Genomic DNA, 13842 nt, shown 5'->3' with positions numbered 1-13842 from the left:
CCGGCCTCAGATGACGTCGTCCGCCATCCGGCCCTGGATGAGGTCCTCCTCGACCTGCCCCTGGATGACGGCGCGCTCGTGCTCGACGTAGCGTCCGCTCTCGCCGAGCAGCGAGGCCATCAGCCACAGGAACACGCCGAAGTCGTCGGCCACCCCGATCAGCATGAGGAAGTCGGGGATGACGTCGACCGGCGAGATGAGGTAGACCACGCCGAGCCCCATCAGGGCGAGCTTGCCCTTGCCCAGGCCGGCGTAGCGCCCCCGCATGACCGCGCCGAGCATCCGCGGGATCGCCCGGACCCTGGTCATCAGTGGCGGCGTGCCCGGCCTGGTCACCTCGCGGTAGGTCCGCCACGCCGCAGCCGCCCGTGCTGCCTTCGCCATCATGTGCAACCCCCTACCCCCGGCTTCTCACGACATAACGCGTCGGAACGGCCAGGGGTTCCTGACCCCCTCACGGCTCAGGGCAGGCAGGGGTGCTCGAACGGCCTGGCCTGCTCGATCTGGGCGGCCACCCGTACGAGGAGGTCCTCGCGGCCGGCGGCGGCCACGAGCTGGACGCCCACCGGCAGCCCCGACGCGGTCCTGTGCAGGGGCAGCGAGATCGCCGGCTGGCCGGTCGCGTTCATCGGCCCGGTGTAGGCGACGACGGACAGGGTGCGGCTTGACGCGGTGGTGAAGTCGTCGGGCGGGATCCAGCCCAGCCTGAACGGCGCCGTCCCCATCGACGGCATGAGCAGCAGGTCGTATCCGGAGCTCCACCAGGAGGCCATCCGGCGGCGGAAGCGGTCCATCCACTGCGCGGACAGCAGGTGATCGGCGGCGCTGCGCTCGCGGGCGGCCGCGACCATGGCGGCGTTGCGCGGTTCCAGCTCGTCCGGCTCGACCGGCCTGCCCCGCCACGCGCCGAGCCCGGCGACGAGCGCGGCCACGTTGTCGGAGACGATCGCGGCGAAGTGCCGGGGGAACTCGGGATCGGCGAGGGCGGCGGGACCGCCCTCCGTGACGTCGTGGCCGAGTGTCTCCAGCAGCGCTGCGGCCCCTGTGACCGCCGCCGTCAGCTCGGGATCCTCGGGTACGTCGCCGCGCGGGTGCGCGGTGAGGAAGCCGACGCGCAGCCGCCCGGGGTCGCGGCCCACCTCGTCGGCGAGCCTGCCGGGCAGCGGCGGGGCGTCGTACGGGTCGCCCGGCTCCATGCCGGAGACGACGTCGAGCGCCGCCGCGGTGTCGCGTACGGTCCTGGTGACGAAGCCGGGGCAGGCGAACCCGTTCCAGCTCTCGCCGAGCGCGGGCCCGTGGCTGACCCGCCCACGCGACGGCTTGAGGCCCACCAGTCCGCACATCGAGGCGGGCACCCTGATCGACCCGCCGCCGTCGCTCGCCGTGGCCAGAGCGACCATCCCGGCCGCCACCGCCGCCGCGGAACCGCCGCTCGACCCGCCCGCCGAGTACGCCGCGTCGTACGGGTTGCGCGTCGGCCCGAACGCCACCGGCTCCGTCGTGATCGTGGTGCCGAACTCGGGCGTGTTCGTCCGCCCGAGCAGCACGAACCCGGCCTCGCGCAGCCGCACCACCCCGTACGCGTCGGGGGCGTCCTCGGCCTCGTCGCGTACGTTCGAGCCCGCGCTGTACGGCTCGCCCGCCTCCCGCCAGCCCAGGTCCTTCAGCAGGATCGGCACCCCGCGGAAGGGCGCGTCCGCCGGGATGGCGTCGATCTCGGCGAGCGCGCGCTCGAAGCGGCGGTGGATGACCGCGTTCAGCTCGCCGTCGGCCTCCTCGATGCGCGCGATCGCGGCCTCGACGAGCTCCCGCGCCGACACCTGGCCGTCCCTGACCGCCTGGGCCTGGCCGACCGCGTCCAGTCGCAGTAACTCCTTCATCCGGCTACGCCTCCGGCGCCAGCTCGCGCACCGCCTGGTCGATGGGCATCGGGCCGGGCAGGGGCGCGAGTACCGGCGTGTCGAGGCCGTTCGCCACGTACTCCTTGATGCGGGCCCGGCAGGTGGCGGCGTCACCGTGCACGATGAGATCGTCCACCACCTCGTCGGGGATGGCCTTGAGCGCGGCCTGCCGGTCGCCCGCTGCCCACGCCTCGTGCATCGGCCGCAGCGCCTCGCCGCGGCCCAGCCAGTCGTGGAAGGCGGCGTACACGGGGACGGTCAGGTAACCCGCGAGCATCCGCTTGGCGGTCTGGCGGACCCGCTCGGCGTCGTCGTCCACGCAGACGAACAGGCGGGCGATCAGCTCGGTGCCCGCGCCGATCTCGGCGCGGACCTTGCGCACGTCATCGGGCGAGAGCCAGTTGGTGATGGCGCCGTCGGCCTCCTCGGCGGCCAGGTGCAGCATGCGGGGGCGCAGCGCGGCCAGCACGATCTTCGGGGGCGTCTTGGGCGCGCGTTCCAGCTTGAAGCCCTTCACCTCGAACGTCTCGTAGCTCTCCGAAACCTTCTCCCCGCCAGCGCCTTCTTCAAAAAGCGCAGCGTGTCGCGGGTGCGCCCGTACGGCTTGGTGAACGTGCCGGCGTTCCACCGCTCGACGATCGCCGGCGACGACGCCCCGATGCCCAGCACGAACCGTCCCGGCGCGAGGTCGGCCAGCGTGGCCGCGGACATGGCGAGCAGCCCTGGGCCGCGCGTCGAGACGGGCACGATGGCGCTGCCCAGCCGCACCTGCGGCGCCCACTGCGCGGCCAGCGCCAGCGGCACGAACCCGTCGGTGCCGTTGACCTCCGCCGACCACACGTCGGTGTAGCCGAGCGCGGGCAGCTCGGCGACGAGGTCCTGGGCCCTGGACAGCGAGCGGTCGTAGAAGGGGATCGTCATGCCCCAGTTCTGCGTCATGCACGGCCTCCCATTCGGCTGACAGGAGGACCATACCAACCGCTCGGTATGTAGCCCTAGGCCCGGAGTTCGTGCACCGCCGCGATGAAGTCCTTGGTGATCCCCCGCAGCCCCGGCAGGTGCGACAGCCCGACCAGCCGGTCCACCAGCGGCACCGTCACCTCGATGAGCCGGTACGTGCGCGCACATCCCGGCGAGGTGTCGTGCACCCAGAACAGCACCATGCCCATCGACAGCAGCCAGAGCAGCTCGGGCAGCTCCTCGCGCAACTCCGCGTTCATCTTGTCGCGCGAACCCTCGACGACCTCCCGGTAAATGGCGATCGACGCCTCACGCGCGGGCGACGACTGCTTGCTGAACGGGCTGAGCGGATTGGTCGGCTCGGCCGCGTGCTTGAAGAACTTCACGGCGAACTCGTGGTACGGCTCGGAAACCCGCACCCACTCCCGCAACACTCCGCTCAACCTGGCCGCGAACGACTCCTCTGTGGCCAGGAACTCCCTGCACGCGGCTTCGTGCTCGGCCTGCGCGCGGTCGTAATAAGCCTGGATCAACGCTTCCTTGCTGTCGAAGTAGTAGTAAGCGTTGCCCACGGACACACCGGCTTCGGCCGCGATGGCCCGCATGGTGGTCGCTTCGAAGCCGCGCTCCCTGAACAGTCGCAAGGCCGTCTCGACGATGACCTCTCGAGTGCTCTCCGCTCCTCTGTTTCGGGCTTCGGACACGTTCGTCACTTTACGTCGTCGTACGCGGTTAGGTCATGGAGCCGCACGGTGATCGCCGCCACAAGGCAAAGTTGCGTCCGCGGCATGAGTTATCTCCAGTGAATGGTGGGATTGTCGTTTCAGGCGGAAGGGCTATTTCCGCGAAAAGGCATCGACATGTGGATACGTGGAACAGTGCGGCTCCTGATAGTCGCGCTCCTCGGCATTCAGATCACCATAATCGCGCTGGCCTCCGCTGCCTCGGCCGCCACCCGCCCCGAATGGGTGCCGGCACCGGGCAGCCTGTACGGGTCCGGCGGATGGGAGCACGGCCCGGCGCTGCTGACGCTCGCGGACGCGTACGAGATCGGTCCGCGCATCGCCGCCAGGTGGGCGCACAAGCGGCTCATCGAGGCCCGCGCCCGGCTCAGTGAGGCCGGCGAGTGGCCGTCGTGGGACGACAGCGCGCAGGACGACTTCTGGGGGTCCTCCTCCGACGCCACCTCCGACGCCGCCCCCGACGCCGCCTCCGACGCCGTGATCCAGGGACGGCCGGCCGCGGTGGACGCGGTCACGACCCGCCCGGCACAGACCAAGGCCCAGCCGGCGCGGACCAAGGCGGAGCCGGCCGCGCCCAAGGCCAAGACGAAGGCGCGTCCCGGGGCCAGGAAAGCGAAGAAGGAGCGCGTACGCTCCCGGGTGGCCGAGATGCCCAGGACGCGCGCGCACGCCGCTCACAGGCACGCTCAGGTCGACCTGGCGCGGGTCCTGCCCAGGAGGGCGGCGGTGACCATGTCGCACACCACCGCCGCGAGCTGGCTCAGGTACGCCGGGCTGCGGACCAAGTCCACCGGCCACTGCACCAGCAAGCACCTGCGTCACTGCACGTCGCTCGACCGCATCAGGACCGGCACCATCGCCAAGATCATCGAGCTGAAGCAGAAGAGCGGCTGCCCGATCCTGGTGACCGGCGGCACCGAGCACGGCCACGCGCCCGGCGTCTACAGCCACGGCAACGGCTACAAGCTCGACATCGCACACAACTCCTGCATCGACCGGCACATTCACCGGCACTACGACAAGGCCGGCATCCGCAGCGACGGAGCGCGGCTCTACAAGGGCGACGGCGCGGTCTTCGCCGACGAGGGCGACCACTGGGACATCCTCTTCCGGTGACAGGGCCACGGCCGTCCAGGGCCGCGTACGCGAGCCCCCGGCCGGCAGAACCACGGCGGACGGAGCCGACCGGCCGACAGACGGAGCGGTTGGCAGCACCACTGACAGCGCGCCACGCCTCGGCAGGCCGCGACCGGCAGGGTCACCCGCACCCCGGCCCCGGCGACGAAGCCGGGGAACACCGCGCACAAAAAGATGTGACGCCGCACGCGAACGTACGGCGCCACACCGAGTCACGTCATCCGACGTGTCAGGTCAGCTCGGCCGCCACCAGCTCGGCGATCTCCGCCGCGTTGAGCGCCGCGCCCTTGCGCAGGTTGTCACCGCAGACGAACAGGTCGAGCGTGTTGGGGAAGTCGATCGCCTGGCGGATGCGGCCGACGTAGGTGGGGTCGGTGCCCACCACGTCGACGGGCGTCGGGAAGACGCCGTTGGCCGGATCGTCCATGACGACCACCGTCGGCGCCGCCTCCAGGACGCGACGCGCATCGGCGACCGTGATCTCGCGCTCGAAGCGCGCGTGCACGGCCAGCGAGTGCGTCGTGACCACCGGGACGCGGACGCAGGTCGCGGAGACCTTCAGGTCGGGGATGCCGAGGATCTTGCGGGACTCGTTGCGGAGCTTCAGCTCCTCGGAGGCCCAGCCGTCGCCCTTGTCGAGCCGGCCCACGGCACCACGTTGAACGCGATGGGCGCGGGGAACGGCGACTCGGCCGGCAGCTTGTTGGCCAGGGCCTTGCGCACGTCGCCCGCGGCCTGCCCGATCGTACGGTCGCCGGCCAGCGCCTCGACCTCGTCGTACAGCCGCGCGGAACCGGCCACGCCGGCCCCGGACACCGCCTGGTAGGAGGCGACGACCAGCTCCTTGAGCGTGAACTCGGCGTGCAGCGCGCCCATGGCGGCCATCATCGACAGCGTCGTGCAGTTGGGGGTCGAGATGATGTTCCGCGGACGCTGCCGCGCGTCCTGCGGGTTGACCTCGGGCACCACCAGCGGCACGTCGGGCTCCATGCGGAACGTGCCCGACTTGTCGATGGCGATCGCGCCGCGCTCGGCCGCGATCGGCACCCACACGGCCGACACCTCGTCGGGGACGTCGAAGATGGCGATGTCGATGCCGTCGAACACCTCGGGCGCGAGCGCCTGCACCACGACGTCCTCGCCGCGCACCTTCAGCACCTTGCCCGCCGAGCGGGCCGAGGCGACGAGACGGATCTCGCCCCAGATGTCCTCACGCGTCGACACGATGTCGCGCATGACGGTGCCCACGGCGCCGGTCGCGCCGATCAGTGCGAGATTGGGCCTCTTGCTCATCGTCCTGTACCTCCGTACACCACGGCTTCGACCTGGTCGGCGTCGAGGTCGAAGGCGCGGTGCGCGGCCGCCACGGCCGCGTCGACACCGTCCTGCCCGACGACCACTGAGATGCGGATCTCCGAGGTGGAGATCATCTCGATGTTGACCCCCGCGTCGGCGAGGGCGGCGAAGAACGTCGCGGTGACGCCGGGGTGCGAGCGCATGCCCGCGCCGACCAGCGACACCTTCCCGATCTGGTCGTCGAACAGCAACGACTCGAAACCGATCTGGGGCTGGATCTTCTTCAGCGCCGCGAGGGCCGTCTGGCTGTCGGCCGTGGGGAGCGTGAAGGAGATGTCGGTGCGGCCCGTGGCCGCGGCCGAGACGTTCTGCACGATCATGTCGATGTTGATCTCGGCGTCGGCCAGCGTTTTGAAGATCGTGGCAGCCTCACCGACCTTGTCGGGCACGCCGACAACAGTGATCTTGGCCTCGCTCCGGTCGTGCGCCACGCCGGAGATGATCGGCTGCTCCATCTCGGTTCCTTCGTTGTAAGGGTCGGCTACGACCCACGTGCCTTCCTTGGTGCTGAACGAGCTGCGTACGTGGATCGGCAGGTTGAAGCGGCGAGCGTACTCGACGCATCGCAGGTGCAGGATCTTCGCGCCGCAGGCCGCCATCTCCATCATCTCGTCGTACGAGATCTTGGGGATCTTGCGCGCCGCGGGGACGATGCGCGGGTCGGCGGTGAAGACACCGTCGACGTCGGTGTAGATCTCGCAGACGTCGGCTTCGAGCGCCGCCGCCAGCGCCACGGCCGTGGTGTCGGAGCCGCCTCTGCCGAGCGTGGTGATGTCCTTGGTGTCCTGCGAGACGCCCTGGAACCCGGCCACGATCGCGATGTGGCCCTGGTCGATCGCCTCCCTGATGCGGCTCGGCGTCACGTCGATGATGCGCGCCTTGCCGTGCGTGGAGTCGGTGATCACGCCTGCCTGCGAGCCGGTGAACGAGCGAGCCTCGTGGCCGAGGTTGGCGATCGCCATCGCCAGCAGCGCCATCGAGATGCGCTCGCCCGAGGTCAGCAGCATGTCGAGCTCGCGTGCCGGAGGCAGCGGCGACACCTGCTCGGCCAGGTCGAGCAGCTCGTCCGTCGTGTCGCCCATGGCGGAGACGATCACGACCACGTCGTTGCCCTTCTTCGTCGCGACGATCCGCTGCGCGACCCGCTTGATGCAGGACGCGTCGGCGACGGACGAACCACCGTACTTTTGCACAACGAGCGCCACGAGAGTCTCCCGGTTTGGACTGTGAGCTGCCAGTCTATCGGGGGCGTCTCGTGGACCGACTGGGTCGTACCAGTATGTGGATGATCAGACCGAAGTCTTCTCCTCTGCCACGTCGAGCCGGGAATGCGCGGCAAGGGCCTGCAATGCCCGCATCGCCGCGCCCGCGTGGTTGCCCCACGTGTTGAAGTAGGAGAACTGCCACCACCACAGCGCCTCGTGCTTGCGGCCGGCGTGGTAGTGGCGCAGCCCGTGAATGAGGTCGGCCGCGACGGCGGTCAGGTCGTCGGAGAGCCGGTACGGCGTGACGGTGGTGTCCTTGTACGGGTCGAACACCTCCACGTAGTCGTCGACCGCCTCAAGCCGCTCCGCCAGGGCCGTGCGCACGCCGTCGATGTCGGGGTCCTCGCTCATCGGCGGCTCATAGTTGCCCGACAGGATCACGTCGCGGTTGGCCCCCAGCTTGGCGCCCGCCAGGCTCACCTGGGCGACCTCCACCAGCAGGATCGACCAGATGGCGTCGCCGCCCTCGCCGCCCGCCACCCTGGTCAGGCCGTCCACGTAGTTCTGCGCGTGCGCGGAGATCTCGTCGGCCAGGTCACTCCACTGGTCAGACATCCAGCAGCCTCCGTCCTTCGAACGCGCGGCCCAAAGTGACCTCGTCGGCGTATTCGAGATCACCGCCCACAGGCAGACCGCTGGCCAGTCGTGTCACTTTGACGCCCATCGGCTTGACCAGACGGGCGAGGTAGGTAGCCGTCGCCTCGCCCTCCAGATTGGGGTCGGTGGCGAGGATGAGCTCGGTCACCCGGCCGTCGGCCAGGCGCGTCATGAGCTCGCGGATGCGCAGGTCGTCGGGGCCGACCCCGTCGATGGGGCTGATCGCACCGCCCAGCACGTGGTAGGTGCCCCGGAACTCGCGCGTCTTCTCGATGGCCACGACGTCCTTCGGCTCCTCGACCACGCAGATGACGTGCGTGTCGCGCCGGGCGTCGCGGCAGATGCGGCACTCCTCCTCCGAGGCCACGTTCCCGCAGACCCGGCAGAAGCGCACCTTCTCCTTGACCTCCAGCAACGCGTGCGCCAGCCGTTTGACGTCGGCTGGATCGGCCGCCAGCAGGTGGAACGCGATCCGCTGCGCGCTCTTGGGACCGACGCCGGGCAGCAGCCCCAGCTCGTCGATCAGGTTCTGGACGACCCCTTCGTACATGCCTAGAACCCTGGCAGCTGTCCGAGACCGCCGCCACCCAGACCTTGGGCCAGCGGGCCGAGCTTCTCCTGCTGCAGGTCGGCGGCCGCGCGTACGGCGTCGCGGACGGCGGCGATCACCAGGTCGGCGATCGTGTCCGCGGTGTCCTGCGGATCGCCCGCGTCGATCACGCTCGGGTCGATCTTGAGTTCCAGCAGCTCGCCCGAGCCGTTGACGACGGCTTTGACCATGCCGCCGCCTGATGAGCCCTCGATCTGCGCGTCGTTGAGCTCCTGCTGGGCGCTCACGAGCTGCTGCTGCATGAGCTGGGCCTGCTCCAGCAGCTGCTGCAGGTTGACATCCCCTGGGTTCACCGTCGTGCGCTCCTCGTGGCTCCGCGTTCGTAACTGCCACGAGCCTACGGTGTTTGAGCGGCGTCATGTACTGGGGTGTCCCCTAGTTTCGTCGCCGGTTATCCGCACGGGACGACCATCTCTTCCCCCGATGCCGCCCATGGCGGGCTTTTGCGCTGCGCGAGCACCGTTCTGACCTGGCCCTCGTACTGCCCTCGTCCCCCGTTTCCGTCGCGTTTCCGGCCGTTGGCCGGACGCCGGCGCGTTATGGCCCCCTTCTTCGGGCGCCGGCGTGTTATGGCCGCTCCTTCGTATGTCGGCGTGTTCTGGCCGGATCTCGGCCCCCCTCCAGCGTCCGAGACCCGGCCACCACGCCGACGGAGCGGCCGCACCACGCCGACGCGTTGGGCAAGGACGCTAACGAGCACAACGTTGCACACACGTTGCGCTCGTTCAATCACTCTCCGCAATCCCCCCTGAACGACTTGCGCTCGCCCGCCCCAAGGCGGATGCTCTTTCTGACTACTTGGAGTGACCGATGAGTTACCCCCATCTCGACGCGTACTCCCGCCTGCTGCGGGGGGCGCACGAGGCCGTCGCGGCGGGCGAGAGCTGTCCCCAGGCGCCCCGCCACCTCATCAAGGCCTCGTGGATGCGCTCCCTCGACGCCGGCATCGGCCTGGAGGGCACCAGCGCCCCTCTCGTCATCGACCCCTCCCGCATCAGGGACGTCCGCGACGACCATCCGCTCCAGCCCCTGCTCCCGCTGCTCGCCCAGACCCTGTCGGGCCTCGCCGAGGAGAGCGGCCACGTCATGATCGTCACCGACGGTGACGGGCGGGTCCTGTGGCGCGAGGGCAACCACACCACCATGTCCCGCGCCGACGGCATCGGGCTCGCCGACGGCCACCAGTGGAGCGAGCAGCGCGTCGGCACCAACGGCATCGGCACCGCGCTCGCCACCGGGCGGCCCGTGCACGTCTTCTCGGAAGAGCACCTCATGCGCGTGCTGCACGTCTGGTCCTGCAGCGCCGCCCCCATCACCGACCCCGACTCCGGCCGCATCATCGGCTGCGTCGACGTCAGCGGCACCGCCCGCAGCCTCCACCCCGCCACCGTCGCCCTCGTCGCCACCACCGCCAAGCTCGCCGAGACCCAGCTCGCCCTGCGCATGCACGAACGCGACGAGCGCCTGCGCCGCCGCTACGAGTCCCTGCGCGGCAAGCCCGGCGTCCTGCTCTCCGCCACCGGCCGCGTCATCTCCGGCGACCCCGCGGGCTCCCTCGGCGAACGCGTCCACCTCGACGGACGCCCCGCCCACTTCGCCAGGCGCATGATCCTGCGCGACGGCCGCGTCGCCCTACTCGAACCCTTCTCGGACGGCTACCTCCTGCGCCCGTCGCCGCCCGCCGCCCCGCCTCTCCTCAGGCTGTCCTTCCTCGGCGAACGCCCGCCCACCGCCGTCTACGGCGACCGCGAGCGCCCCCTGTCACTGCGGCACGCCGAGATCCTCACCCTCCTCGCGCTCCACCCCCACGGCCTCACCGCCGAGCAGCTCTCCTTCCACCTGTACGGCGACTACGGCAACCCCGTCACCATCCGGGCCGAGATCCACCGGCTGCGCTCCCAGCTCGGCAACGCCATCGCGGCCAAGCCGTACCGGCTGACCTGCCCCATCGACGCCGACTTCCTCGCCCTGCGCCGCCTCCTGCCCGCCGGCGACCCCGCCACCCTCGCCCGCTCCTACCCCGGCCCGCTGCTGCCCCGCTCCGAGTCGCCCGAGATCCGCCGCGAACGCGACGAACTCGAAGCGCAGGTCCGCGCCTGCCTGCTGCGTCACGGCACGCCTGATGATCTTTGGGCGTACGCGCAGACGTGCAACGGCCGCGGCGACTACGAGGTCCTCGAACGCCTCGCCGCCCTTCCGTCCACCGACCCCCGCAGCGCCGCCGCCCGCTCCCGCCTCCTCGGCTGACCCCGGTGACGGCCTCCACCGAGCCGTCCGCTCACCCGTTCCCGGCTTGCGCAGCCCCAACAGCCACAGTGCCACCGCCCGCGCGCCTCCGAAGGCGCTCCGCCCCTCGCGATCGCAGACCTCCAGCAGCCGAGTTGTATCCCCCTCGACCGCTTACCGTCGCCGGCCAGGAAGCCGCCCCGGCATGCATGACCCCCGCAGGTGTGCCCCAACAGAGAGCTGACCGCATCAGTCCCGAAGAGCCGCCCGCGTCACCGTCTGGGAGGCAGGAGCACACGCGCGCTTGACCGAAGGAAGGCGTGCCCGCCGGCGTGAGATCCGGCCGCTCGCGCCGCCCGTGCGACCGATCGCGCCACCCGTGCGAGCCGGGCGGGCCAGGTCAGGCGTGGTCGATCTCGCCGATCACCTTGGCGCCCAGCTCGCGTTCCAGCAGAGCCATGCCGGAGATGGCGGACACGTCGGCGTCGGCGTCGTTCAGCGGGTCGACGTCGTCGGAGTCGGCGGGCTTGGGGTCGCGGCCGGGGATCGTGTCGGGCCAGGCGGACGCGCCGCCCCTCGCGGACGGGACGCGGGGGCCCGCCTTGGCCGCGGCCTGGGCGGCCGAGCGGGCGGCGGCCAGCCCGCTGCCCGGGCCCGTGGAGGCGCGCTGCCCGGCCGGTACGGTCTGCGCCAGGTCAGGCCCCGGCGGCGGGCCGAAGTCCGAGTCGTCGTCGGGGGCGTCGGGCCAGGACTCGTCCGTGGTCGGACGGGCGGCACCCCCCGCCGGACGAGCTGCCGCACCCCCCGGACGGGCCGCCGCGTCCCCTGCCGGGCCGGCCGGAGGCTGGTCGGAGTCCTGTCCGCCCCGGTCCTCGTGGGCGGAGGAACCATGCGAGGCCGTACGTCCCTGGGAACCCGTGGGGCCCTGCGCCCCCTGAGCCGCGCCCGCGGACCCCGGCGAACCGGCCGCCCCTTGAACGTCCTGTACGCCGCCACGCCCCTGCGCGCCCGGCCCGTGCCCGCCGTCGGCCGGACCGCCGGACCCGTTCCCGGACGCCGGACCACCGGACCCATTGCCGGACGCCGGACCACCGGAGCCGTTTCCGGACACCGGGCCGCCGCCGGGGGAGTTCGGAGCGCCGCCAGGCGCGGGCACGCCGCCGCTCCCCTGGGGACCGCCCTGAGGACCGCCGTGCGACGGCGGACGGGCGGGGCCACGGGGCGGCTGCGGCGCCGAGGAGCCCCCGACCACCGCCTCGACCCGCCACGTGCCGCCGAGCACGTCGCCCAGCGCGGCGGCCACCACGGCGTCCTTGCCGCCGCCGGTGAAGTTCTTCATCGCGCCGACCTGGGTGAAGCCGAGCGTGACGAGGTTGCCCTCCACGCCGACCACCTGGGCGTTGGTGCTCACGTTGGCCCAGACGACGATGCTGCGCTGCTTGAGCGCGGCCAGTACGGCGGGCCACTGCGACTGAATGGCCCCGGCCCCACCGCCACCACCGGGAGCCGGGGCGGGAGCGCCGGCGGCCGGACGCGTACCGGCGGACGGCCCGGAGGCGGCGGCACTCGACGGAGCGGCCGCAGCGGGCGCCGCGCCCGATCCAGGGCGGACGGGCTCGGGCCAGTCGTCGTTGGAGGAGGCGGCAGGGGCCTGTGCGGGACCAGCGGGCGTGCCCGTCGTGCCCCCGGCCGCTGAGCCACCGGCCGCCGGGCCGCTTGACGTCATCCCCCAGTCGGCGCACCCCCACCGGTCGCCTGAGCCGGGGCACCCGCCCCGGCGGCGCCGGACGTACCGGAAACAGGCTGAGCAGCGGGAACGGCGGGAGCGGGTGGCGCGGCCGGGGCGGCGGCGCGGGCCGCCATCTGGGCGACGGCGCCGCCACGCTCAAGCCGCTCGATACGCGCGAGCAGCGCCGCCTCGCCCTGGTCGGCCCCGGGCAGCAGCACACGCGCGCACATGAGTTCGAGCAGCAGGCGCGGCGAGGTGGCACCGCGCATCTCGGTGAGCCCCGCGTTGAAGACCTCGGCGGCCCGGGTCAGCTCGGCGGGGCCCATGGAGTTGGCCTGCTGGACCAGGCGTTCGAGCTCGTCGGCGGGACGGTCGAGCAGGCCGCTGGTGGCCGCCTCCGGGACGTTCGCCAGGATCACCAGGTCGCGGAAGCGTTCGAGCAGGTCGGAGGCGAAGCGGCGGGGGTCGTGGCCGCCCTCGATGACCCGGTTGACCGTGTGGAAGACCCGGCCGCCGTCGCGGGCCGCGAACGCGTTGACGACCTCGTCGAGCAGGTCGCCGTCGGTGTAGCCGAGCAGGGAGACGGCCTTGGCGTACGTGATGCCGTCGTCGTCGGCCCCGGCGAGGAGCTGGTCGAGGATCGACAGGGAGTCACGCGCGGAGCCCGCACCCGCGCGCACGACGAGGGGCAGCGCGGCGGGCTCGAAGGGGACGTTCTCGGAGGTGAGGATCTCCTCCAGCAGCCCCCTGAGCGTCGCGGGCGGCATGAGCCTGAACGGGTAGTGGTGCGTACGCGACTTGATGGTGCCGATGACCTTTTCCGGCTCCGTCGTCGCGAAGATGAACTTCAGGTGGGGCGGGGGCTCCTCGACGAGCTTGAGCAGCGCGTTGAAACCCTCGCGGGTCACCATGTGCGCCTCGTCGATGATGTAGATCTTGTAGCGCGCGGAGACGGGGGCGAAGAAGGCCCGCTCGCGCAGGTCGCGCGCGTCGTCGACGCCACCGTGCGAGGCGGCGTCGATCTCGATGACGTCGAGGTGGCCTGGGCCGGTGGGAGCGAGCGCGACGCACGATTCGCACTCGCCGCACGGATCGGGGGTCGGGCCCTGCTCGCAGTTGAGCGAACGCGCCAGAATGCGCGCGCTGGAGGTCTTGCCGCACCCTCGGGGGCCGCTGAAGAGATAAGCGTGGTTGATGCGGCCGGTACGCAACGCCTGCCGCAGCGGGTCAGTGACGTGCTCCTGACCCTTGACCTCGGCGAAGGTCCCGGGTCGGTACTTGCGGTAAAGCGCAAGGCTCATGCGACCATCCCGCCTTC

At 71.5% G+C, this 13842-nt stretch carries 9 protein-coding genes and 3 pseudogenes; 2 read left to right on the top strand and 10 right to left on the bottom strand.

The features are described from left to right. Positions 1 to 6: 6 nt before the first annotated feature. The 4 genes and pseudogenes from WBK31_RS36380 to WBK31_RS36365 all read right to left on the bottom strand — a co-directional run bounded on the left by WBK31_RS36380 (position 7) and on the right by WBK31_RS36365 (position 3565). The gene (locus WBK31_RS36380) at positions 7 to 387 is read right to left on the bottom strand and encodes a YkvA family protein (RefSeq protein WP_364064438.1); all 381 of its coding nucleotides are present in this window, start codon (positions 385 to 387) and stop codon (positions 7 to 9) included. A gap of 74 nt (positions 388 to 461) precedes the next feature. Continuing rightward, positions 462 to 1880 (bottom strand): amidase, encoded by a 1419-nt coding sequence (locus tag WBK31_RS36375; RefSeq protein WP_364064441.1) that lies wholly within the window; start codon positions 1878 to 1880, stop codon positions 462 to 464. A 4-nt stretch (positions 1881 to 1884) separates the two neighbouring features. Beyond that, positions 1885 to 2840 (bottom strand): annotated as a pseudogene (locus WBK31_RS36370) (LLM class F420-dependent oxidoreductase). A gap of 56 nt (positions 2841 to 2896) precedes the next feature. Continuing rightward, entirely contained in the window at positions 2897 to 3565 is a 669-nt protein-coding gene (locus WBK31_RS36365; protein WP_364064447.1) for a TetR family transcriptional regulator, read from the bottom strand. 174 nt (positions 3566 to 3739) lie between these two features. Between WBK31_RS36365 and WBK31_RS36360 the strand changes: the two genes are divergently transcribed. Beyond that, on the top strand, positions 3740 to 4720 hold the full coding sequence (locus WBK31_RS36360) for a hypothetical protein (RefSeq protein ID WP_406673880.1): 981 nt from the start codon (positions 3740 to 3742) through the stop codon (positions 4718 to 4720). Positions 4721 to 4970: 250 nt separating this feature from the next. Here the strand turns inward: WBK31_RS36360 and WBK31_RS36355 are convergent. The 5 genes and pseudogenes from WBK31_RS36355 to WBK31_RS36335 form a co-directional block, all read right to left on the bottom strand. Then, positions 4971 to 6034: pseudogene (locus WBK31_RS36355) on the bottom strand (aspartate-semialdehyde dehydrogenase). Beyond that, positions 6031 to 7302: an aspartate kinase gene (locus tag WBK31_RS36350; RefSeq protein WP_378785826.1), complete on the bottom strand. Its 1272-nt coding sequence runs from the start codon at positions 7300 to 7302 to the stop codon at positions 6031 to 6033. Before WBK31_RS36350 ends, WBK31_RS36355 begins: the two are co-directional and overlap by 4 nt. Before the next feature lie 84 nt (positions 7303 to 7386). Continuing rightward, the gene (locus WBK31_RS36345; RefSeq protein WP_364064459.1) at positions 7387 to 7917 is read right to left on the bottom strand and encodes a DUF5063 domain-containing protein; all 531 of its coding nucleotides are present in this window, start codon (positions 7915 to 7917) and stop codon (positions 7387 to 7389) included. Further along, the gene (gene recR, locus WBK31_RS36340) at positions 7910 to 8509 is read right to left on the bottom strand and encodes a recombination mediator RecR (RefSeq protein ID WP_101787599.1); all 600 of its coding nucleotides are present in this window, start codon (positions 8507 to 8509) and stop codon (positions 7910 to 7912) included. The genes WBK31_RS36345 and recR overlap by 8 nt, the downstream gene beginning before the upstream one ends. A 2-nt stretch (positions 8510 to 8511) precedes the next feature. Then, positions 8512 to 8862, bottom strand: a complete 351-nt coding sequence (locus WBK31_RS36335) for a YbaB/EbfC family nucleoid-associated protein (RefSeq protein WP_364064462.1) — start codon at positions 8860 to 8862, stop codon at positions 8512 to 8514. Positions 8863 to 9379: 517 nt separating this feature from the next. On the opposite strand from WBK31_RS36335, the gene WBK31_RS36330 reads away from it, so the two are divergent. Beyond that, entirely contained in the window at positions 9380 to 10816 is a 1437-nt protein-coding gene (locus tag WBK31_RS36330) for a GAF domain-containing protein (protein WP_406673879.1), read from the top strand. Between the two features lie 1420 nt (positions 10817 to 12236). Here the strand turns inward: WBK31_RS36330 and WBK31_RS36325 are convergent. Next, a pseudogene (locus WBK31_RS36325) lies at positions 12237 to 13825 on the bottom strand (DNA polymerase III subunit gamma and tau); the annotation flags it as partial. Positions 13826 to 13842 lie beyond the last annotated feature (17 nt).

The sequence above is a fragment of the Nonomuraea sp. N2-4H genome, assembly GCF_045291505.1.
Taxonomy (GTDB): domain Bacteria; phylum Actinomycetota; class Actinomycetes; order Streptosporangiales; family Streptosporangiaceae; genus Nonomuraea; species Nonomuraea fastidiosa.
This window is presented reverse-complemented; position numbering and strand designations above follow the sequence as displayed.

Excerpts from the sequence above, each read along its gene's own strand:
- WBK31_RS36380 (WP_364064438.1), bottom strand. The coding sequence starts at position 387 with ATGATGGCGAAGGCAGCACGGGCGGCTGCGGCGTGGCGGACCTACCGC.
- WBK31_RS36375 (WP_364064441.1), bottom strand. The coding sequence starts at position 1,880 with ATGAAGGAGTTACTGCGACTGGACGCGGTCGGCCAGGCCCAGGCGGTC.
- WBK31_RS36345 (WP_364064459.1), bottom strand. The coding sequence starts at position 7,917 with ATGTCTGACCAGTGGAGTGACCTGGCCGACGAGATCTCCGCGCACGCG.
- recR (WP_101787599.1), bottom strand. The coding sequence starts at position 8,509 with ATGTACGAAGGGGTCGTCCAGAACCTGATCGACGAGCTGGGGCTGCTG.
- WBK31_RS36330 (WP_406673879.1), top strand. The coding sequence starts at position 9,380 with ATGAGTTACCCCCATCTCGACGCGTACTCCCGCCTGCTGCGGGGGGCG.